The 19933-nt window shown below is 71.5% G+C and carries 18 protein-coding genes and 1 riboswitch; of the genes, 4 read left to right on the forward strand and 14 right to left on the reverse strand.

Features of this window, described 5'->3' with window-relative positions:
* Positions 1 to 33: 33 nt before the first annotated feature.
* Positions 34 to 1665, reverse strand: a complete 1632-nt coding sequence (locus tag ACH4ZX_RS23700; RefSeq protein WP_398276072.1) for a GMC oxidoreductase — start codon at positions 1663 to 1665, stop codon at positions 34 to 36.
* A 39-nt stretch (positions 1666 to 1704) separates the two neighbouring features.
* Complete coding sequence (locus tag ACH4ZX_RS23705) at positions 1705 to 2847, reverse strand: glycosyltransferase family 4 protein (protein WP_398276075.1); 1143 nt, start codon at positions 2845 to 2847, stop codon at positions 1705 to 1707.
* A gap of 190 nt (positions 2848 to 3037) precedes the next feature.
* Between ACH4ZX_RS23705 and ACH4ZX_RS23710 the strand changes: the two genes are divergently transcribed.
* Positions 3038 to 4267, forward strand: a complete 1230-nt coding sequence (locus ACH4ZX_RS23710; protein WP_398276078.1) for a glycosyltransferase 87 family protein — start codon at positions 3038 to 3040, stop codon at positions 4265 to 4267.
* Positions 4268 to 4347: 80 nt separating this feature from the next.
* Here ACH4ZX_RS23710 and ACH4ZX_RS23715 read toward each other — a convergent pair whose 3' ends face one another.
* From ACH4ZX_RS23715 to ACH4ZX_RS23735, 5 genes are all read right to left on the reverse strand, one after another.
* Positions 4348 to 5538: a hypothetical protein gene (locus tag ACH4ZX_RS23715; RefSeq protein ID WP_398276081.1), complete on the reverse strand. Its 1191-nt coding sequence runs from the start codon at positions 5536 to 5538 to the stop codon at positions 4348 to 4350.
* 32 nt (positions 5539 to 5570) lie between these two features.
* The gene (locus ACH4ZX_RS23720; RefSeq protein WP_398276084.1) at positions 5571 to 6584 is read right to left on the reverse strand and encodes an NlpC/P60 family protein; all 1014 of its coding nucleotides are present in this window, start codon (positions 6582 to 6584) and stop codon (positions 5571 to 5573) included.
* A gap of 186 nt (positions 6585 to 6770) precedes the next feature.
* Positions 6771 to 7805, reverse strand: coding sequence for an NlpC/P60 family protein (locus ACH4ZX_RS23725; RefSeq protein ID WP_398276087.1), 1035 nt, complete (start codon positions 7803 to 7805; stop codon positions 6771 to 6773).
* A gap of 212 nt (positions 7806 to 8017) precedes the next feature.
* The gene (locus ACH4ZX_RS23730; protein WP_398276090.1) at positions 8018 to 9361 is read right to left on the reverse strand and encodes an NYN domain-containing protein; all 1344 of its coding nucleotides are present in this window, start codon (positions 9359 to 9361) and stop codon (positions 8018 to 8020) included.
* 39 nt (positions 9362 to 9400) lie between these two features.
* Positions 9401 to 9643: a hypothetical protein gene (locus ACH4ZX_RS23735; protein WP_398276093.1), complete on the reverse strand. Its 243-nt coding sequence runs from the start codon at positions 9641 to 9643 to the stop codon at positions 9401 to 9403.
* Positions 9644 to 9777: 134 nt separating this feature from the next.
* Here ACH4ZX_RS23735 and ACH4ZX_RS23740 point away from each other — a divergent pair, with 134 nt between their 5' ends.
* Both ACH4ZX_RS23740 and ACH4ZX_RS23745 read left to right on the forward strand, forming a co-directional pair.
* A complete protein-coding gene (locus ACH4ZX_RS23740) occupies positions 9778 to 10554 on the forward strand; it encodes a rhomboid family intramembrane serine protease (RefSeq protein ID WP_398276096.1) in 777 nt (258 codons plus the stop codon).
* Positions 10551 to 10832, forward strand: coding sequence for an Lrp/AsnC ligand binding domain-containing protein (locus ACH4ZX_RS23745; RefSeq protein WP_324783783.1), 282 nt, complete (start codon positions 10551 to 10553; stop codon positions 10830 to 10832). The genes ACH4ZX_RS23740 and ACH4ZX_RS23745 overlap by 4 nt, the downstream gene beginning before the upstream one ends.
* A 25-nt stretch (positions 10833 to 10857) precedes the next feature.
* Here ACH4ZX_RS23745 and ACH4ZX_RS23750 read toward each other — a convergent pair whose 3' ends face one another.
* The 6 genes from ACH4ZX_RS23750 to ACH4ZX_RS23775 form a co-directional block, all read right to left on the reverse strand.
* Positions 10858 to 12219: an aminotransferase class V-fold PLP-dependent enzyme gene (locus ACH4ZX_RS23750; RefSeq protein WP_398276100.1), complete on the reverse strand. Its 1362-nt coding sequence runs from the start codon at positions 12217 to 12219 to the stop codon at positions 10858 to 10860.
* A gap of 160 nt (positions 12220 to 12379) precedes the next feature.
* Positions 12380 to 12496, reverse strand: a riboswitch (SAM riboswitch).
* Positions 12497 to 12569: 73 nt separating this feature from the next.
* Positions 12570 to 13634, reverse strand: coding sequence for an anthranilate phosphoribosyltransferase (gene trpD, locus ACH4ZX_RS23755; protein WP_398276103.1), 1065 nt, complete (start codon positions 13632 to 13634; stop codon positions 12570 to 12572).
* Between the two features lie 123 nt (positions 13635 to 13757).
* Complete coding sequence (locus tag ACH4ZX_RS23760; protein WP_398276106.1) at positions 13758 to 15395, reverse strand: cytochrome bc complex cytochrome b subunit; 1638 nt, start codon at positions 15393 to 15395, stop codon at positions 13758 to 13760.
* Positions 15392 to 16450, reverse strand: coding sequence for a Rieske 2Fe-2S domain-containing protein (locus ACH4ZX_RS23765; RefSeq protein WP_398276109.1), 1059 nt, complete (start codon positions 16448 to 16450; stop codon positions 15392 to 15394). The genes ACH4ZX_RS23760 and ACH4ZX_RS23765 overlap by 4 nt, the downstream gene beginning before the upstream one ends.
* Positions 16447 to 17256, reverse strand: coding sequence for a c-type cytochrome (locus tag ACH4ZX_RS23770; protein WP_398276112.1), 810 nt, complete (start codon positions 17254 to 17256; stop codon positions 16447 to 16449). Before ACH4ZX_RS23770 ends, ACH4ZX_RS23765 begins: the two co-directional genes overlap by 4 nt.
* Positions 17257 to 17336: 80 nt before the next feature.
* Positions 17337 to 17957 carry a heme-copper oxidase subunit III gene (locus tag ACH4ZX_RS23775; protein WP_360745116.1) on the reverse strand — a complete coding sequence of 207 codons (621 nt, stop codon included), beginning with the start codon at positions 17955 to 17957 and terminating at the stop codon, positions 17337 to 17339.
* Positions 17958 to 18156: 199 nt separating this feature from the next.
* Here ACH4ZX_RS23775 and ACH4ZX_RS23780 point away from each other — a divergent pair, with 199 nt between their 5' ends.
* Positions 18157 to 18558: a hypothetical protein gene (locus ACH4ZX_RS23780; RefSeq protein ID WP_360745119.1), complete on the forward strand. Its 402-nt coding sequence runs from the start codon at positions 18157 to 18159 to the stop codon at positions 18556 to 18558.
* Between the two features lie 51 nt (positions 18559 to 18609).
* Here the strand turns inward: ACH4ZX_RS23780 and ACH4ZX_RS23785 are convergent, their stop codons facing one another.
* Complete coding sequence (locus ACH4ZX_RS23785) at positions 18610 to 19869, reverse strand: Ig-like domain-containing protein (RefSeq protein ID WP_398276116.1); 1260 nt, start codon at positions 19867 to 19869, stop codon at positions 18610 to 18612.
* Between the last annotated feature and the right edge of the window lie 64 nt (positions 19870 to 19933).

Below are 19933 nucleotides of genomic sequence, written 5' to 3' on the forward strand. Positions count from 1 at the left end.
GCGCGCCGCCGGGCTCGCAGCGCGTCGTGCGGCTCACGCCGCGGCGTCCTCGGCGAGGACCCGGTCCATCGTCCGTTCGGCGAGCGCGGTGATCGTCACGAACGGGTTCACCCCGATCGAGCCGGGCACCAGCGAGCCGTCGGTGACGTACAGCCTCGGGTATCCCTTCACCCGGCCGTAGTCGTCGGTCGCCTTCCCCAGTACGCAGCCGCCCAGCGGGTGGTAGCAGAAGTCGTCCGCGAAGGCCTTGCCGGTCGAGCCGAACAGGTCGTACCGGTAGATGGTGGCGTTGGCCGCGTTGATCCAGTCGAACAGCTTCTTGGCCATGGCGACGGAGACGGCGCTCTGGGCGGCGCTCCAGTCGAGCCGCAGCGAGCCGTCCGCGTACGAGAAGGTGCCCCGCTCCGGGTTCTTGGTGATCGCCAGATAGAGGCTGACCCAGTGCTCCAGCCCCATCGGCAGCGGGGCTATCTCGGCGAAGACGGGGTTGGCGGCGTTGTCCCAGTCGTCGATGCCCATGACCGGCATCGTCGACTGGTCGGCGCCGACGGTGTCCCAGATGTGGTTGGCGCGGCCCAGCATGACGTTGCCGTTGGTGCCCCAGCCGGTGCCGACGCTCGCGTCCAGTTCCGGCAGGGTGCCCGTCTCGCGGGCCCGCAGCAGGAGTTCGGTGGTGCCGAGGCTGCCGCCGCCGAGGAAGAGGTAGCGGCAGCCGTACTGCTTGGTCTCGACGACCGCGCCGGTGGCGTCGATGCGGTCGGCGGTCAGCACCCAGCTCCCGTCGCCCGCCCGGCTGATGCCGGTCACCCGCTCCAGGGTGTGGAGGGTGACGTTCCCGGTGCCGAGCGCCGCGGCCAGGTAGGTCTTGTCGAGGCTGCGCTTGCCGTGGTTGTTGCCGTAGATGACCTCCTGGGCGAGCGCGGATCTCGGGGCGGTGCCGGCCGCCTCGCGCTGCATGTGATCGAAGTCGTAGACGTTCGGCACGAACGTGGTCTTCAGTCCGGCGTTCGCCGCGGCCTTGCGGGAGGTCCGGGTGAACCGGTACCACTCCGTCGACTCGAACCACGCCGGGTCGACGGAGTTCACGCCGAGCATGGAGCGGGCGCGCGGGAAGTAGGTGCCGTACATCTCCGCCGCGTCCACGGTGGGGAACTGCTCGGTGAAGTACGCCTGCGGCGGGGTGACCGCCATGCCGCCGTTGACCAGGGAGCCGCCGCCGACGCCCCGGCCGACGTAGACGGACATGTTCTCGAAGTGCACGCGGTCCAGGACCCCCGGGTAGGGGCTGATGTCGCGGTCGACGACGTCCAGCCACAGGAAGGTGGCCAGCGGCGCCTCGGTGCGGGTGCGGAACCACATGGACCGCTCGTCCGGGGCGATGGTGGAGCAGAAGACCTTGCCGTCGGAGCCGGGCGTGTTCCACAGCTTGCCCATCTCCAGCACGAGGGTGCGGATGCCGGCCCGGCCGAGGCGGAGGGCGGCGACCGCGCCGCCGTAGCCGGAGCCGACCACGACGGCGGGGGCGGATTCGACCGCGGCGGGCTCGGCGGCCCGGGCCGACTGGAGGCCGACGCGGGTGAAGCCGAGGGCCGCGGCGGTCTGCAGGGCGGCCATGCCGAGGATGTGACGTCTCGTCAGCTGACGCTGCATCAGTTTTGGTGTCATGCGCGCAGCATCGGCGGAATGGCGCCCTCCGGCCAGTGCCTAGAGCAACGTCTTCAATTTCTCGGCCAGCAGGTCCCAGCGCCACTTCTCCTCGACCCACTCCCGTCCCCGCTCCCCCATGCGGCGGCGCAGTTCGGGGTCGCCGAGGAGCGTGACGATGCGGTCGGCGGCCTGCGCGGGGGAGCCGCCGGGCACCACCCAGCCGGTCTCGCCGTCGAGCACGGCGTCGGGCGCGCCGCCCGAGTCGCCGGCCACGACGGGCAGCCCGGTCGCCGACGCCTCCAGGTAGACGATCCCGAGCCCCTCCACGTCCAGTCCGCCCCGGCGCGTGCGGCACGGCATCGCGAAGACGTCCCCGGCGCCGTAGTGCGCGGGCAGCTCGGACCAGGGCACGGCGCCGGTGAAGCGCACGGAGCCGGCCACGCCGGTCTCGGCGGCGAGCCCGCGCAGGTCCTTCTCGTACGGGCCGCCGCCGACGATCAGCAGCACGGCCTCCGGCTCGGCGGCGAGGATCCGGGGCATGGCCAGGATGAGGGTGTCCTGCCCCTTGCGCGGCACCAGCCGGGACACGCACACCACCACGGGCCGGTCCGTCAGCCCGAGCCGGGCGCGCACCTCGTCGCCGCCGGACGACGGGTGGAAGACCTTCTCGTCGACCCCGGGCGGCAGCTGCACCATCCGCGAGGCCGCCTCGGGGGTCAGCGCGGCCGCGATCCGCGAGCGGGTGTACTCGCCGAGGTAGGTGATGGTGTCCGTCGACTCCCCGATCCGGCGCAGCAGGCTCCGCGCGGCCGGCAGCTGGGCCCACCCCGCCTCGTGGCCGTGGGTGGTGGCCACGAGGCGCCGCGCGCCCGCCCTGCGCAGGGCCGGCGCCATCAGCCCGAGCGGCGCGGCCGCCCCGAACCACACCGAGGTGCAGCCGTGCTCCCGCAGCAGCCCGGCCGCCCGCCGGGTCGCGGCCGGCGTCGGCAGCAGCATCGTCGTACGGTCCCGTACGACCGTGAAGGGCTGCTCGGCGTCGAACGCGGCCGTCGCCTCGGCACCCTCCGGCCCGCGCTTCCAGGTGGAGGCGTAGACGACGAGACGCTCGGGGTCGAGCCGCAGCGCCATGTTGTGCAGGAACGCCTGGATGCCGCCCGGGCGGGGCGGGAAGTCGTTGGTCACTATCAGGGTCTTGTGCATCGCGGCCGACCTTATCCAACGCCACCCGCACGGCGCCCACGGGCGGCCGGACGCAGGGCTTTCGGCCACCCTGGGAGTCGAGCGCCGGCGGCGGCCCGCGACTCCCGGTGCGTTCCATGGCTCGCGCACAGGCCGGCGGGACATCATGGCTCCCCGGGCAAGGAACGGATGAACAGGGGCACAGGTGGACATGACGGGCGCGAAGCGCTCCCTGGCCGGGCTGCTGGGGACCTGGACCGTGAGCCGGCTGGTGCTGCTGCTGTTCGTCTTCGGGGTGCTGCGCTTCCCGGGGCCGGACGTCACCACCGACGTGTCGGTGATCTACCGCGGCTGGTACGAGGTGCTGCGCCAGGGCACGTTCCCGCTCGACGACGTCACCTGGCAGTACCCGCCCGCCGCCGCCCTCGCCATCCTCTCCCCCGCCCTGCTGGGCTTCCTGGGCTACGCCGCGGCCTTCTTCGTCCTCGCCTTCCTGGCCGACCTCACGGTCCTGTGCCTGCTGCTGTACGCGGGCCTGCGCCCCGGCAGGCGGCTGCGCGGGGCCTGGGTGTGGGTGGCGGGCGTCCCGCTGCTGGGACCGACGGTGTACGCCCGCTACGACGTGATGGTGACCGCGGTGGCGGTGGCCGCGCTGCTCGCGGGCGCCCGGCATCCGCGGGCGATGGGCGCGCTGGCCGGCTTCGGCGCGATGCTCAAGGTGTGGCCCGTGCTGCTGCTGGTCGGCGCGCGCGGGCGGAGCGCCTGGGGCGCGGCCGCGGCCACCGGCTGCGCGCTGGCCGCCGTGTTCGCCGTGTCGATGCCCGGGGCCTTCTCCTTCCTGGCCTTCCAGCGGGAGCGCGGCACGGAGGTGGAGTCGCTGGGCGCGCTGGTCCTCCACCTGGCCCGGCAGTTCGGCTGGCGCGGTGAGGTGCTGCTCCACTACGGCTCGGTGGAGTTCCTCGGCCCGTACGTGAGCGCCGTCAGCACGGCCGCCCTGGGGCTGGCGGTGGCCGCCTTCGGCTGGCTGCTGCTGTGGCGGCTGCGGGCGAACCGCTTCGCGCCGCACACCCTCGCGGACGCGGCGTTCACCGCGGTGCTGCTGTTCACCGTCACCAGCCGGGTGATCAGCCCCCAGTACATGGTGTGGCTGATCGGGCTGGCGGCCGTCTGCCTGTGCTTCCGCGGCAGCCGGATGGGGCTGCCGGCCTGTCTGGTCCTGGTCGCGGCCTTCCTGACGGCGCTGGAGTTCCCGGTCTGGTTCGGGCACGTCGTCGCGAGCGACCCCCTCGGGGTGACCCTGCTGATCGCCCGCAACGGCCTGCTGGTGGTCACCACCCTGCTGGCGGCCCTGGAGCTGTGGCAGTCGACGGCCTCCCGCACCCCCGTCCCGTCCCTCCCCGCCCAGACCACCCGCCCGCGGGAGACGTCGGCGTCCTCCTGACCGGGCCGCGGGCCGGGTGGGCCGGAGCGGACAGGACACGGCTCGCGGAGACCGCTCGCGGAGGCCGGCGCCCGGGCGGGTCAGGTGAGCCGGTCCTCCGCGTAGGCCCGCCACTGGGCGGTGAACCGCTCCGGTGTCGTCCCCAGCACCTTCTGCATCGCGTCCTCGACCGCGCCCGCCCGCCGCTCGTGGTCGCCCACCGCGCGGTAGAACTCCCGCAGCCGCACCTCGCCCCACCGCTCGGCGATCAGCCGGCAGGCCAGCCAGCCGCTCTCGTAGGCCCGCGCCAGTTCGCCGGCGTCCCCGCTGAAGGCGAAGTCCTTGTCGGTGGGCAGCGCGGCCGGCAGGTGCCCGTCGGCGACGGCGCGGGCCAGTTCGGGCGCCGCCTGCGCGGCGGTGCGCCCGGTGCCGCGGTAGCCGGCCCAGTCGGCGTACCCCTCCGACAGCCACAGCGGCGTCGCGGCGGAGGTGTGGGCGCGCGTGGCGACGTGGGTGGTCTCGTGCGTGAGCACGACCTGCTTGCCGAGGCCGCCGAGGACGGCGTAGGCGTCGGGATTGACGATGATGCGGTCCGCGGGCGCCGTGGGCGGGCCGCCCACCTCGCCCGTGGTGACGGCCGCGATCCCGCGGTAGGAGGAGGCGGGCGAGCCGAGCAGACCGGCCATGCCCTCCAGCGACTTCGGCACCAGGACGACGACGCGCCGGGCCCAGTCGGTGCCCCAGGCCGCCGACACCGCCGGCACCGCGCGGTCCGCCAGATCGGCGTACCTGTGCAGCGCCTCGCCGGACTGGCCGACCCCCAGGACGATCCCGCGCCGGGCGCGCACGACGTCCACCTCGCCCTGGTCCCACAACTGCTGGGCGGACTTCTTCGCGGGCGTCTCGGCGTCCACGTACCACTGCCCGTCCGGCCGCCGGGACAGCGTCAGGGTGCGGCCGGCGGTGACCGGGGCCCTGTCGTAGCCGAGGACGCTGTAGCGCAGCTCGGCGTCGGCGGTGGCCCGGTCGCCGGTGCGGTGCAGGCCGGTGATGCGGTAGGACCAGCCGGCGAACGGCACCCCGCGCAGGTTCTCGAACCAGCTCAGGGCGCCGGTCCGCAGGAAGGCCGCCCGGTCGCGGTCGAGGACCGCGGCCGCCCGCCGGTCGAGGATCCGCTGCACGTCGGCCCGGGCGCTGTCGGCCGCGGGCCGCCCGCCGCAGGACACCAGGCAGCCGAGCAGCAGCGCGAGCGCGACCACCTGGCGCGCCGGCGCCCGTCCGCGACCTCTCACCCGCCGATCGTAAGGCCGGGACGCCGCCCCGGTCAGACCCTGGTGACGGAGGAGACCGGCATCATGTCCACCGGGTCGTAGCGCACCGGCGCGCCAGGGTGGGGCGCGTGGATCACCTGGCCGTTGCCCACGTACATCGCCACGTGGCTGGCGTCGGACCGGTAGGTGACCAGGTCGCCGGGGCGCGCCTGGGACAGCGGGATCAGCCGGCCGGCGTGGCGCTGCGCCTGCGAGGTGCGCGGCAGGGCGACGCCGGCCTGCGCGTACGACCACTGCATCAGGCCCGAACAGTCGAACCCGGCGGGGCCGTTGGCGCCCCATACGTACGGCCTGCCGAGGGCGGAGCGGGCCGCGGCGACGGCAACGGCCGCGCGGGCCGAGGACGGGACGGCGCCGCCGGGGCCCAGCACGCCGGTGCGGCCGCCGCGGGAGGCGCGCTGGTAGGCGACGCGCTCGGCGTACGGCAGGGAGTTGAGCAGCCGCCGCGCCCGGGCGAGTTTCTTCTCGACCGTCCGTTTGTGTCCGACGACCGCCTTGCGGGTCTTGTCCAGTTCGGCGAGTTTCCCGCTCACCTCCGCGCGCTCCTGGGCGAGTTCGCGCATCGCCGACCGCAGCCTCCTGAGCTCGCCGGCCTCGCGGGCGCCGATGCGGTCCAGGACGGAGGCCTTGTCGAGGTAGTCCTCCGGGTCGTCGGAGAACAGCAGGGCCAGCGAGGGGTCCAGGCCGCCGGAGCGGTACTGGGCGCCGGCGAGCGCACCCAGCGCCTCCCGCATGCGGTTGATCCGCTCCTGCTCGCGGGCGACGCGGTCCTGCGCCGTGCTCACCTGCTCGCGCAGCGCGTCGGCCCGCTCATCGGCCTTGTCGTAGGCCTCGGTCGCCTTCTCGGCCTGCTCGTAGAGCTTGTCGACCTCGGCGCGGACGTCGTCGTGCGGCGCGGCCGACGCGGGTACGGGGCCGAGGGCGGCGGCCGCGGCGGACAGTACGCCGAGGGCGACACAGGCCCCGCGGTCGAACCCGGACGGTGCAAGGCGGCGATGTGACCCCACGGGAAGCCGCGCTCCTTCCGCTGGCGGACGAGGAAACGCGGCAGACAGTAGCCCCGTGCCCGCCCCCGGCCAAAGACCCGGGCGACCACACAGCGTGACGCCCCGCCTCTGACGCGCAGGTCATGGGCGGGGCGTGGGGGTCAGCGCGGGATCACGCGATTCGCCCGTTCGGGCGGAAGGCGGGTGTCAGATCCGGACGCCGAACTGGAACGGCATGTTGTTGATCGACTCGTAGCGCACGACGGTGCCGGTGCGCGGGGCGTGCAGCACCTGGCCGTTGCCGGCGTAGAAGCCGACGTGATGCTGGTCGCTGTAGAAGATGACCAGGTCGCCGACCTGGAGGTCGCTCTGGCTGTAGATGCGGGTGCCGGCGTTGGCCTGGGCCTGCGAGGTGCGCGGGATGGAGACGCCGGCCTGCGCGTACGCCCACGAGGTGAGGCCGGAGCAGTCGAAGGAGCTCGGGCCGGAGGCGCCGTAGACGTAGGGCGAGCCGATCTTGCTCTGGGCGGCGGAGAAGGCCGCGGCGGCCCGGCTGGAGGCGGGGGTGGAGTTGCCGAGGTCGACCCGGGAGCTGGCGGAGCGGCTGGCGCGGGCGTCCTCCGCGGCGATCGCCGCCTTCTCCGCGGCCGTCAGGGAGTTGAGCAGCTTCTGCGCCTCGGCGAGCTTGCTCTGGACTTCCTTCTTCTTCTTGCCCAGCTCGGTGCGGGTGGCCGCGAGGTCCTTGAGCTTGTCGGAGGCCTCGGCGCGCTCCTGGGCGAGCTCGCGCTGCTTCTCCTGGATCTTCTTCAGCGCCTCGACCTGCTGGGCGCTGAGCTGGTCGGCGGTGGACGCCTTGTCCAGGTAGTCGTCCGGGTTGGACGACAGGAACAGCTGGAGGGAGGAGTCGATGGTGCCGGAGCGGTACTGCGCCGCGGCCGCCAGCCCTATGGAGTCGCGCAGCTCGTTGAGCTCCTCCTGGCCGCGGGCGACGTCGTCCTGGATGGTGGAGATCTCCTTCTGGAGCTTCTCCTGCTTCTCCTTGGCCCCGTTGTACTTCTCGGTGGCCTGCTCCGCCTGCTCGTAGAGCTTGTCGACCTTCGCCTTGACCTCGTCCTTGCTCGGCTTCTCGCTCGGCGCGGCGTTGGCGGCCTGCGCACTGATGGCGACGGCGGCGGCTGCCGCGGTGGTCAGCACGGTCACACGTGCCCGGCTCGGCTGCTTGGGTCGACGATGGGACGCCACGGAGGCGAACTCCTTCTTCCGAGGGATCACCCGCTTGGAGGTTCGAGGCCAGACCCTAGTGATGTTCCTGTGATCAGTTCAAATCCTCACACCAAAAAACCCCGTCACGCAATGCATTCTTTGCACACAACTCACATGAGGTGATGCACGGTTGACGCTACGTTGCGTGACGGTCCCGTCAATTCGGGCATTGAACCTCGACCTTGACGTTTTCAGGACAGGCGCTTGAGAAGCACCGCAGAAGCCACCGGCCGCGCCCCGGCCCGGGCCACCCCGTCGGCCACCTCGCGGTCGGTCGAGGCGACGATGACCGGCCGGCCGGGCGGCTCCGCGCGCACCAGCTGGCGGATCAGCTCGTCGGCGGTGACACCCGGCTTGGAGAACAGCACCCGCACCCCGCGCGGCGGCGCCAGCAGCACCGGCGCGGCCAGTTCGGCCCCGTCGAAGACGCACGTCACCTCGGCGCCGGTCTGCGCCGCCAGCTGCGAGAGCTGGCCGAGCAGCCGCAACCGCTGCTTCTCCAGGGGCATCTGGGGATAGCCGGTCTTGGTGACGTTGTAGCCGTCGACGACCAGATGCGCCTGCGGCAGCGCGAGGAGCTGGTCGAGGATCGCCGGGTCGTGCTCGGACAGCGCCCGCGCGGCGATGTCCTTCGGGCTCATCCGTCCCGGCTCGACCGCGTCGACGGTCTCGGCGGGCCGCACGGACACCGGCGGCAGGGCGAGTTCGCGCCGCAGGCCCTGCGCCGCGTCCAGCACGGTGTCGAGCAGCAGCCGCACGCGCATGTCCTCGACGCTGCGCCCCTCCCGCGCCGCCTTGCGCGTGGCCTCCAGGGCCGCCTCCGCCTCGCCGAGCCGCGCCTTCAGCCGCCGCGTCTCGCTCTCCGCGGCGGACACCTGGGCGTGCCCGTCGGCGCGCACGGCCTCGATCTCGCCCTGCGCCTTGCGCAGCGCCGCCTCGCCGCGTTTGACGTCGCTGAGGGCGGCGCGCAGCTTGCGGTGAAGCGATTCGGCCTCCTTGCGGGCCGCGTCCAGCTCGGTGCGCAGCCGCTCGGTCTCGGCCCGGGTCTGCTCACGGGCGCGGGCGAGCTCCTCGCGCAGCCGCTCCAGCTCGGCCCGGCTCTCCTCGTCGGCACGTTCGGCGTCGGCCCGCTGGGCCTCCTCGCCGGCCGCGGTCACCAGCTTCACCCAGCCGGCGGGGCGCAGCACATAGGCCGCGGCCGCCACGTCGAGCGGATCCGCGGCCGGGGGCGGGGAACCGGAGTCGAGAGCGCCGGCCAGCTCCGGCTGGGCCTCCCGGAACTTCTCCCCGATGCGCTGGCGGAACAGCGGATCGGTCTCCAGAGCGGCCGCCATCGCGTTGCCGGCGAACTTCGCCCGCCGGTTCGGCGCGAACCGCGCGTACTGCCTGAGCTGCGCCGGCAGCTCGGTGAGCGTCAGCCCGCCGAACCCGTCCGAGACGATCTGTACGACCTTTTTGCGCACTCCGTCGGGCAGCGGACGGTCGAGCACCTCAGCGGCGCCGTCGCCCGGCCCCCCGCCTGCGGTCTCCACCATCGGTCACACCCCACTAGCTGTGCGAGGGCCCGCTCCCCCTCAGGAGGAGCCGGCACCCGGCCTGTCCACGAGTTCCACCTGGTCCACGGCGTTGCACCAGCGGCAGCGCACCGATTCGATGGTCTCACTGACCACTTCGCGCTCCTCGACCGTCGGCTCACCGGCAAGGTCGAGGTGGAGGTACTCGACGACCTTCGACGAGCGGGTCACGTCGAAACGCGTGAGGTTGCCGCAGAGGGTGCAGCGCCACCGCGTCGTGGCGGTCGGCAGGGGAACCGTCATCGTGACTGTGCTCTTTCCTTCTGGGTCTTCCATTGTCGGCGACGCCCCGGCCCGGCGGGGCGTGTGGCCGTAACCCTACGGCCTGGCAGGTAGTCGCCGCTGGTCCGTCCACGGCGGCGAGGCGGTCTGGGCTGATGCGTCCCCTTACGTCATGCTCTGTGTTCGTGATCGGCGACATCATCGGCAACTGGAGCCGGACCGTCCGCAGAGCGATCCGGGCCCCCTCGGCCCCGGTGACGTACGGGCTGATCGTCCTGTGCTGCCTGATCTTCCTGATCGGCCCGGCGGCGGGCCTGAACCCCGCCTACGGCTCCGGGGACACACTGCTCGCCGCCCAGCGGGCCTACTTCCGCCGCTGGGGCGTGGTGCCCGCGCAGCTGTTCGAGGGCTCGGCGCGGGCCGCGCTCACCCCGGCCACCGCCCTGTTCGTCCACGGCAGCTGGGTCCACCTGCTGGGCAACATGCTCTTCCTCTACGTCTTCGGCGTGATGACCGAGGAACGGATGGGCCGCGTGCGGTTCACCCTGTTCTACGTCGGCTGCGGCTACCTCGCCCTGCTGGGCTACTCGGCGGCCAATGCCGCCTCCGGGCAGTCGCTGGTCGGCGCGTCCGGGGCGATCTCGGCGGTCCTCGGTGCGTTCCTGTACCTCTTCCCCGGGGCACGGGTGACCAGTCTCCTGCCGTTCCTGCTGTTCCTGCCGCTGCGGTTCCCGGCGTGGGTCGTGCTGCCGTTCTGGGCGGCCCTGCAGTGGGTGGCGGCGGGGCGGGCGGCCGAGGGGCCCGGCGTGGCCTATCTGGCGCACCTGATGGGCTTCGGGCTGGGGTTCGTGCTGGCCTGGGTGCGGTTCGGGGGTGGGGATAAAGTGAAGTCCGCCCGAGCTCCGGCCACCGAGGGAGAGAACCAGCCGTGATCACCGCGATCGTCCTCATCAAGACCAGCGTGGACCGGATCCCCGAGATCGCGGAGTCGATCGCCGCTCTGGAGAGCGTCAGCGAGGTCTTCTCCGTGACCGGCACCTACGACCTGATCGCCATGGTGCGGGTCAGGCAGCACGAGGACCTGGCGGAGGTCATCCCGGGACGCATCAGCAAGATCCCGGGCGTGGAGGCGACGGACACGCACGTCGCCTTCCGCACCTACTCGCAGCACGACCTGGAGGCGGCGTTCGCGATCGGCCTCGACTCCTGACCGCCGCCCCACGGGCGCTGCCGGCTCACACCGCGGGGACGCAGCGGCCGTCCTGCGTCCGGTAGCGCAGCTTCGCCCCGTGGCGCACCAACTCCCGCACGGCGTCGACGAAGCGTTCCACGTGCTCGTCGGGCGTTCCGGCGCCGAAGCTGACCCGGACGGCGTTCAGCGAGTTCTCGCCCGGCGCGGCCTCTGGGGCGCCGCACTCGCCCCGGGTCCGCGGGCCGTCGCCCAGCAGGGTGCGGACGAGGGGGTGGGCGCAGAAGAGGCCGTCGCGGACGCCGATGCCGTACTCGGCGGACAGGGCGGCGGCGAAGTGGGAGCTGTTCCAGCCCTCCACGACGAAGGAGATGACGCCGACGCGGGGCGCGTCGTCGCCGAACAGCGACAGCACCCTGACCTCCGGGACCTCGGCCAGTCCCGCCCGCACCTTGCCGATCAGGTACTGCTCGCGGGCCACCAGCGCGTCGAAGCCGGCCTCGGTGAGCGCCTTGCAGGCCGACGCGACCGCGTAGGCGCCGATGACGTTCGGCGAGCCCGCCTCGTGCCGGGCGGCACTGTCGTGCCACTCCACGTCCACTCCCCCGTCCGCGCGCCGGGTCACCCGGCGGCTGGCGCCGCCGCCCGCGAGGTACGGCTCGGCCGCGCGCAGCCAGTCGGCGCGGCCGGCCAGGACGCCGGAGCCGAAGGGGGCGTACAGCTTGTGGCCGGAGAAGGCGATCCAGTCGACGTCCAGGTCGCGGACGCTCACCGGGTGGTGCGGGGCGAGCTGGGCGGCGTCCAGGACGATGCGGGCGCCGTGCGCGTGGGCGGCGGCGGCCAGCTCGCGCACCGGCCACAGCTCGCCGGTGACGTTCGAGGCGCCGGTGACGCAGACCAGGGCGGGTCCGTGCGGGTCGCGGGCGGCCAGGGCGCGCTCCAGGGTCTCGACGGCCCGCCGCGGGCTGCGCGGGGCGTCGAGGAAGGTGACGCGGGCGTCCCGCCACGGCAGCAGCGAGGCGTGGTGCTCGGTCTCGAAGACGAAGACCTGGCAGCCGGCCGGGAGGGCGGCGGCGAGCAGGTTGAGCGAGTCGGTGGTGGAGCGGGTGAAGACCAGCTGGTCGTCGGCGCGGCGGTCGAGGAACTCGGCGACTGTCCGGCGGGCGTTCTCGAACAGGTCGGTGGACAGCTGGGAGAGGTAGCCGGCGCCGCGGTGGACGCTGCCGTAGTACGGCGCGTACGCGGCCACGTCGTCCCAGACGCGCCGCAGGGCGGGGGCGCTGGCCGCGTAGTCGAGCGCGGCGTAGGCGACCTCGCCGCCGGTGACGAGCGGGACGGTGACATCCCCGCCCAGTACGGGCAGCGGGGCGCAAATGGTCTGGGCGACGGCAGCGGTGCAGACGGACATGGCGAACTCCTGTGAAGGGCAAGGGGATTCACCGCGCGAGCGGGTACGGCTCAAGCGCGGGAAAGGTGAAAGGGGGTACGCGGAGGCGGGGCTCTACGCCCTATCGCATTCGCTTGCTCACAGAAGGCTCCTCGACGACCAGGACCCCTGGTGTGCGAGGGGTCCGCGCTTGCCGTGGACCTCGCTGCCCACGGCCTGGTCCTCACCCGGGGCACCCCGCCACGGACGGAGGGTTGCCGGACAGTCGGCCGGGGCCTTATGACTGTCACTCATGACCTGGACAGGAACGTACGCGAGGTGATCGCGGTCCCGCAACTCCTGTCCGGATCACGGGACCGCGCGCACCTCGGTCAGGCGTTGCTGGCGGCCACCCAGCGCTCCAGCGTGCGCTGGGCCGCGCCGGAGTCGATCGACTCCGCGGCCTTGGCCATGCCCTCACGGATCTGCTCGGCGAGCGACCCCGGGCCCGGCTCCAGGGCCACCAGTGCCGCCGCCGCGTTCAGCAGCACGGCGTCCCGTACCGGCCCCGTCTCGCCGTCCAGCAGCTTCCGGGCGACCTCCGCGTTGTAGGAGGCGTCGGCGCCGCGCAGCGCCTCCACCGGCACCAGGTCGATGCCGACGTCGCGCGGGTCGAAGACCTCCTCGCCGACCTTGCCGTCGCGGACCACCCAGACCCGGGAGGTGGCGGTGGTGGTCAGCTCGTCGAGGCCGTCGTCGCCGCGGAACACCAGCGAGGAGTGGCCGCGCTCGGCGAAGACGCCGGCCACGATCGGCGCCATGCGCGGGTCGGCGACGCCCACCGCCTGCGCCTTGACCTTCGCGGGGTTGGTCAGCGGGCCGAGCGCGTTGAACACCGTGCGGATGCCCAGCTGCCCGCGGGCGGCGCCCGCGTGGCGCAGCGCCGGGTGGAACTTGATCGCGAAGCAGAAGGTGATGCCGGCCTCCTCGGCGACCGCCGGGACCCGCTCCAGCGGCAGCTCCAGGTTGACGCCCAGCTTCTCCAGGACGTCGGACGCGCCGGAGGCGGAGGACGCGGCCCGGTTGCCGTGCTTGACGACCTTCGCGCCCGTGCCGGCCACCACGATCGACGACATGGTGGAGATGTTGACCGTCTTCGCCCCGTCGCCGCCGGTGCCGACGATGTCGACGGCCGGGCCCGGCACCTCGATGACGTTGGCGTGCTCGTACATCGTCCGGACGAGTCCGTTGATCTCCTCGACCGTCTCGCCCTTGGCCCGCAGGGCCACCACGAAGCCGGCGATCTGCGCGTCGGTCGCCTCGCCGCGCATGATCAGGTCCATCGCCCAGGCGGTGTCGTCGGCGCTCAGGTCGCGGCCGGCCAGCAGGCCGTTCAGCAGGGCGGGCCAGGAGCGGCCCGCCGCGGTGTCGCCTCCAGCGGGGGTCACAGCGCTCATAAGGCCGCTCCAGATGTCGTAGAAGAGAGTGTGCCTCCACCCTATCCAGCCGGGCGGCACGGCAGAGGGCCCCGTCCGTAGACCGGACGGGGCCCTGTGCGGGGCGTGGCGACGCCTCAGCGATCAGTGGTGGCCGTGGCCGCTCGTGATCTCCTTGTACTCCTCGACGGTCGGCTTCGCGATCTGGGACTCCTCGCCGTAGTACGCCTCGCTCAGCTTGGCGCGCAGCTTCTGGGAGCTCTTGACCTTGCGCTCGACGCCGTTCTCGTCGACCGTCGGGCCGATCTCGACCGGCTTGTACTGCTCGTGCGCCGTGAGGGTGTGCAGCTGCTCCTGGCTGAGCGGCTCGTGGACCTCGATGAACTCACCGTGCGGCAGGCGCTTGATGATGCCCGCCTCGCGGCCGTGCAGCACCTTCTCCTTGTCCCGGCGCTGCAGGCCGAGGCAGATCCGCTTGGTGACCACGAACACCAGCACCGGCATGACGAAGAACGCGATCCGGATGAACCAGGTGATGGCGTTGATCGACAGGTGGAAGTGCGTGGCGAACAGGTCGTTGCCGCCGCCGATCAGCATCACGAAGTACCAGGCGATCCACGCGGCGCCGAACGCGGTGCGCGTCGGGGCGTTGCGCGGGCGGTCCAGGATGTGGTGCTCGCGCTTGTCGCCGGTGACCCAGGACTCGATGAACGGGTAGACCGCGATCGTGACCAGCACCAGCGGGAAGATCACCAGCGGGATGAACACGCCCAGGACGAGCGTGTGGCCCCAGAAGTTGACCTCCCAGCCGGGCATCGTGCGGATCAGGCCCTCGGAGAAGCCCATGTACCAGTCGGGCTGGGCACCGGTGGACACCTGGTCCGGACGGTAGGGGCCCATGGCCCAGATCGGGTTGATCGAGGCGATCGCCGCGATGGCCGCGATCACGCCGAAGACCAGGAAGAAGAAGCCTCCGGCCTTCGCCATGTACACCGGCAGCAGCGGCATGCCGACGACGTTGTTGTTCGTCTTGCCGGGGCCCGCGAACTGCGTGTGCTTGTGGTAGAAGACCAGGATCAGGTGGCCGACCACCAGGCCGAGCATGATGCCCGGCAGCAGCAGGATGTGGATCGAGTAGAAGCGGGCCACGAAGTCGCCGCCCGGGAACTCGCCGCCGAAGAGGAAGAACGACAGGTACGTGCCGACGATCGGCACGGACAGGATCGCGCCCTCCATGAAGCGGACACCGGTGCCGGAGAGCAGGTCGTCCGGGAGCGAGTAGCCGGTGAAGCCGGTGAACATGCCCAGGACGAACAGCAGGAAGCCGAACAGCCAGTTGATCTCACGCGGCTTGCGGAACGCGCCGGTGAAGAACACGCGCATCATGTGCACGAACATGCCGGCGAGGAAGATCAGCGCGGCCCAGTGGTGGATCTGCCGGATGAGCAGGCCACCGCGCACGTCGAAGGAGATGTGCAGGGTCGAGTTGAACGCCTCGGACATCAGCTGGCCCTGCAGCGGGATGTAGCTGCCGTGGTACTCCACCTCGTTCATCGACGGGTGGAAGAACAGCGTCAGGTACACACCCGTGAGGATGATGATGATGAAGCTGTACAGGCACACTTCGCCCAACATGAACGACCAGTGGTCGGGGAAGATCTTGCGCATGTTGGTCTTGGCCAGGGAGTAGATCCCCAGCCGGCCGTCGGCCCAGTCGGCGAGGCGCTCGCCGCCGGAGGCCTTCCCGCGGGCGCGGGACTCTTGGTTCGTCGTAGTACTCATCCGCGCTCCCAGAAAGCAGGACCGACGGGCTCCTCGAAGTCGCCGAGCGCCTGGAGGTAGCCCTCGTCGTTCACGCCGATGCGCAGCTGCGGCAGGGCGTGACCGGCGGGGCCGAAGATCACCCGGGCACCGTCGGAGAGGTCGAAGGTGGACTGGTGGCAGGGGCACAGCACGTGGTGCGTCTGCTGCTCGTACAGCGAGATCGGGCAGCCGACGTGGGTGCAGATCTTGGAGTACGCCACGATGCCCTCGTGCGACCACTCGAGCTCGCGCTTGTCCTTGATGTTGTCCGGCTGGAGCCGGACGATCATCAGGGCCGCCTTGGCGATCTCTTTCTGGAAGTCCTCGTCGTTCTCCTCCAGGCCCTCGGGCTTGGCGAAGGTGAGCGAGCCGACAGCGACGTCGGAGGGGCGCAGCGGCTCGTTCGTGTTCATGTTGACGAGCAGCTTGCCCTTGGACCACATGGTCTGGCGCAGCGAGGTGCCGGGCAGCGGACCGAGGTCGCGCAGCAGCACCAGGCCGGACAGCGGCACCAGGGTGAGCGCGCCGAGCATCGTGTTGCGGATCAGCTTGCGGCGGCCGATCACCGACTCCTTGGCGCCCTGCTTGAAGTCCGCGTGGACCTTCGCCCGGACCTCGGGGGAGGCCTCGATCGGGTGACGCTCGTCGACGATCTCCACGTCCGACATCAGGGTGCGGGCCCAGTGGACCGCGCCCGCGCCGATGCAGAACAGCGCCAGTCCGAGGGTCAGGCCCAGCGCGAAGTTCATCGCGCTGATGTGCCCGATCGGGAAGACGTAGATCGACTTGTCGTCCGGGACCGCCACGTAGGAGGCGATGAAGCCGATGGTGGCCAGCATCGACACCGTGAACAGCAGGGCGACCGTGCGCTCGGACCGCTTGGCGGCCCGCTCGTCGATGTCCTGGATCCGGTGCTCGTGGGGCGGCAGGCCGGGGTCGGCGAACGGGTTCTTCTCGTCCGCGACGGTCACCGCGCCCGGCGCGGTCTCCTGCCCGGCGGGCAGGTTCTCTTCTGGAATGTCTTGGCTACTCATGACTTCTTGGCCTTTGCGGTCCGAGCGGCGACCCAGACGGCGACCGCGATCAGCGTGCCGAGTCCGAAGACCCAGGCGAACAGACCCTCACTGACCGGACCGAGTCCGCCCAGCTCGAGGCCGCCGGGGCTCTCGGTCTCGTCCCCGTTGACCGCGTTCAGGTACGCGATGATGTCCTTCTTGTTCTGCTCCGACAGCGTGGTGTCGGGGAACGACGGCATGTTCTGCGGGCCGGTCTGCATGGCCTCGTAGATGTGCTTCGGGCTGACGTCCTCGAGGCTCGGCGCGAACTTGCCGTGCGTCAGCGCACCGCCCTTGCCGGTGAAGTTGTGGCACTGCGCGCAGTTGGTGCGGAACAGCTCACCGCCCTTGGCGATGTCCGCGCCCTGCGTGCCGAACTTGTCCTCGGACGGGACGGCCGGGCCGGCGCCGAGGGAGGCGACGTACGCGGCGAGCTGGTCGATCTCGGCCTGCGTGTAGACGACCTTCTTCTTGGGGACCTGCGCGCCCGGCTGCTGGGCCGGCATACGGCCGGTGCCGACCTGGAAGTCGACGGCCGCGGCGCCCACGCCCACGAGGCTCGGACCGTCGGAGGTGCCCTGACCGCCGGTGCCGTGGCAGCTGGCACAGCCCACGGAGTAGAGCTTCTTGCCCTCGTCGATGGCGAGGGACTGGGCGGTGTCGTCGGCCTGCGCCCTGCTCGCGGGCGCGAACACGGCGTACAGCCCCCCGGTGGCCGCCAGCGCGAGGAGTAGGACGACGACTGCCGCCAGCGGATGGCGTCGTCGTGCGGAGAGCTTTTTCACGGATTACCCCGGTGTCAGGATCTTCTGCGTCGATGCTTCTGGGATGTGCGCCGGTGCGGCGCACGCGGGAACGGGCCCTGCTACTTGATCAGGTAGATCGTGGCGAAGAGGCCGATCCAGACGACATCGACGAAGTGCCAGTAGTAGGACACGACGATGGCCGCGGTCGCCTGCTCGTGGGTGAACCTCCTGGCCGCGTAGGTGCGCCCGAGGACCAGCAGGAAGGCGATGAGGCCGCCCGTCACGTGCAGGCCGTGGAAGCCGGTGGTCAGGTAGAACACCGAGCCGTACGGGTCGGAGGAGAGCGAGAGCCCGTCCTTCTTCACCAGCTCCGTGTACTCGAAGATCTGACCGCCGATGAAGATCGCACCCATCACGAAGGTGACGATGAACCAGCCCCGGAGCTTCTTCACGTCACCGCGCTCGGCGGCGAACACGCCGAGCTGACAGGTCAGGGAGGAGAGCACCAGGATCGTGGTGTTGGTCGCGGAGAACGGAAGGTTGAGGGCACTTGCCATCTCCTTCCAGTGATCCGGACCGGTCACCGATCGAAGGGTGAAGTACATCGCGAAGAGGGCCGCGAAGAACATCAGCTCGGAACTCAGCCAGATGATGGTTCCGACGCTGGTGAGGTTCGGCCGATTGACCGACGGGTGCGCGTGCCCGGTTTCTACTGTCGTTGCTGTCGCCACGACCGACATTATGTCGGTCGCTTATCCCGCCCTCACGCCGGGGGGTGCTGTTCGGGGTGTCCGCACCGTGTGTACTGCCCGGATGGCCCAGCGAAGCGGTGTGCGGACGGCTGCGGACGGCTGTTGACAAGGGGTGCGAGGGAGTAGCATCCGCCGCATCGGGCTGAGCCCGTCCCTCGCCGTACGACGCTGACGTCTCGGAGGAACAATGCAGCCGACCGCCACGGTGCTGGTCTACAGCGACGATTCCAACACCCGCGAACAGGTGCGGCTGGCCTCCGGCAAGCGGCCGGCCCCGGACGCCCCGCTGGTCGAGTTCATCGAGTGCGCCACCCCGGCCGCCGTCCTGAAGGAACTGGACCGGGGCGGCATCGACGTCTGCGTCCTGGACGGCGAGGCCGTGCCGATGGGCGGCATGGGGATGTGCCGGCAGATCAAGGACGAGGTCTTCGACTGCCCGCCGGTGCTCCTGCTCATCGGCCGTCCGCAGGACGCCTGGCTGGCGACCTGGAGCCGCGCGGACGCGGCGGTGACGCTGCCGGCGGACCCGGTGGAGTTCGCCTCCGCGCTGGCCTCCCTGCTGCGGCGGAAGAAGGCCGTGAGCGCCTGAGCGGCGCTCACGGACCGTCCTGTTCCGGACCGGATCGGGACCCGTTCCGCCCTAGACCGAATCGGGACGCAGCCTCGCCCGGACCTCCGGGCGGGGCGCGTCCGGGGTGCCCGCGACCAGTGCGCTGCCTTCGCGCCACTGCTTCCAGTCGAGGTTCCAGTCGCCGAAGCCGTTGCCGAACGGCTCCATCGTGTCACCGTTCGAGTTGACGACCTTGACGACGTCGCCCTCGCGGACGTTGTCGAAGAACCACTCGGCGTTGGCCGTGCTCATGCCGGTGCAGCCGTGGCTGACGTTGGCGTTGCCCTGTGAGCCCACCGACCAGGGCGCGGCGTGCACGTACTCGCCGCTCCAGGTCAGCCGGGTCGCGTAGTAGACGGGCAGGTCGTACGACTCCGAGGAGCCCTCGGCGATGCCGACGGTGCTGCTGCGCATCTGTACGAAGTACTCCTTGCTCAGCACGACCTTGACGCCGTTCCGGGTCTCGAAGCCGGGTTTGCCGGTGGTCACCGGCATCGTCTTGATCTCCTGGTCGTTCTTGTACACCGTCATCGAGTGCGCCGCGGCGTCCGTGACGGCGACGACGCGGTCGCCGATGGTCAGCTTCAGCGGCTTGGACGCGCCGCCGCGCAGACGGTCGCCGATCTTGACGCCGTCCAGGTCGCTGCGCACCCGTACGGTCGCGTGGGCGGGCCAGTAGTCCTTGGGCCGGTAGTGGAGCTGCTTGTCGTCCACCCAGTGCCAGGCGCCCTCCACCTTGGGCGCCGAGTCGACCCTGAGGGCCCGTTCGATCGCGGCCCGCTGCGCCTTGTCCTTGACGGGCTCGCTGAGTTCGGCGGTGACGGGCTGGCCGACCCCGTAGGTGCCGTCCTTGGGCCCGAACTCGACCGTCAGGCGCTTGCTGACGGTGGGTTTGCTGGTGTCGAAGACCAGGACCTTGCGGCCGGGCGCGCCGTCCTCGTCCTCCGTGCTCACCCGCACCGTGTAGTGGGCGTCTGCGGCGAGCGGGGAGGTGCTGTGCCAGCGGGCGCCGTCGGCGGAGAGTTCGCCCGTCACGTGACGGCCCGTGGCGTCCACGGCGGTGACGTCGGTGATGCGTCCGTCGTCCTCGACGGTGACCTCGAGGGGCTTGTCCGGGTCTGCCTTCTTGCCGCCCTCGCCGGAGACGCTGAAGGAGATCTGGTCCGTCGCGTCGTACGGCTTCGCTGACAGCGGGCTGCCGCCCGAGCCGCAAGCGGTGCCGCCCGCGCCGAGGGCGATCACCAGCAGCGTGCAGCTGACGACGGTGCGGGTGCGCGGAGATTGGCTCATGGGTTCACGCTAGGGAGCCTCGTCAACGGCGGCGCGCCGAGTGACGCGTACGGGTGACCGGCGT

This window comes from Streptomyces sp. NPDC020490 (assembly GCF_044335305.1).
Lineage (GTDB): Bacteria > Actinomycetota > Actinomycetes > Streptomycetales > Streptomycetaceae > Streptomyces.

Excerpts from the sequence above, each read along its gene's own strand:
- ACH4ZX_RS23700 (WP_398276072.1), bottom strand. The coding sequence starts at position 1,665 with ATGACACCAAAACTGATGCAGCGTCAGCTGACGAGACGTCACATCCTC.
- ACH4ZX_RS23705 (WP_398276075.1), bottom strand. The coding sequence starts at position 2,847 with ATGCACAAGACCCTGATAGTGACCAACGACTTCCCGCCCCGCCCGGGC.
- ACH4ZX_RS23710 (WP_398276078.1), top strand. The coding sequence starts at position 3,038 with ATGACGGGCGCGAAGCGCTCCCTGGCCGGGCTGCTGGGGACCTGGACC.
- ACH4ZX_RS23730 (WP_398276090.1), bottom strand. The coding sequence starts at position 9,361 with ATGGTGGAGACCGCAGGCGGGGGGCCGGGCGACGGCGCCGCTGAGGTG.
- ACH4ZX_RS23735 (WP_398276093.1), bottom strand. The coding sequence starts at position 9,643 with ATGACGGTTCCCCTGCCGACCGCCACGACGCGGTGGCGCTGCACCCTC.
- ACH4ZX_RS23740 (WP_398276096.1), top strand. The coding sequence starts at position 9,778 with ATGCGTCCCCTTACGTCATGCTCTGTGTTCGTGATCGGCGACATCATC.
- ACH4ZX_RS23750 (WP_398276100.1), bottom strand. The coding sequence starts at position 12,219 with ATGTCCGTCTGCACCGCTGCCGTCGCCCAGACCATTTGCGCCCCGCTG.
- trpD (WP_398276103.1), bottom strand. The coding sequence starts at position 13,634 with ATGAGCGCTGTGACCCCCGCTGGAGGCGACACCGCGGCGGGCCGCTCC.
- ACH4ZX_RS23760 (WP_398276106.1), bottom strand. The coding sequence starts at position 15,395 with ATGAGTACTACGACGAACCAAGAGTCCCGCGCCCGCGGGAAGGCCTCC.
- ACH4ZX_RS23765 (WP_398276109.1), bottom strand. The coding sequence starts at position 16,450 with ATGAGTAGCCAAGACATTCCAGAAGAGAACCTGCCCGCCGGGCAGGAG.
- ACH4ZX_RS23775 (WP_360745116.1), bottom strand. The coding sequence starts at position 17,957 with ATGTCGGTCGTGGCGACAGCAACGACAGTAGAAACCGGGCACGCGCAC.
- ACH4ZX_RS23780 (WP_360745119.1), top strand. The coding sequence starts at position 18,157 with ATGCAGCCGACCGCCACGGTGCTGGTCTACAGCGACGATTCCAACACC.
- ACH4ZX_RS23785 (WP_398276116.1), bottom strand. The coding sequence starts at position 19,869 with ATGAGCCAATCTCCGCGCACCCGCACCGTCGTCAGCTGCACGCTGCTG.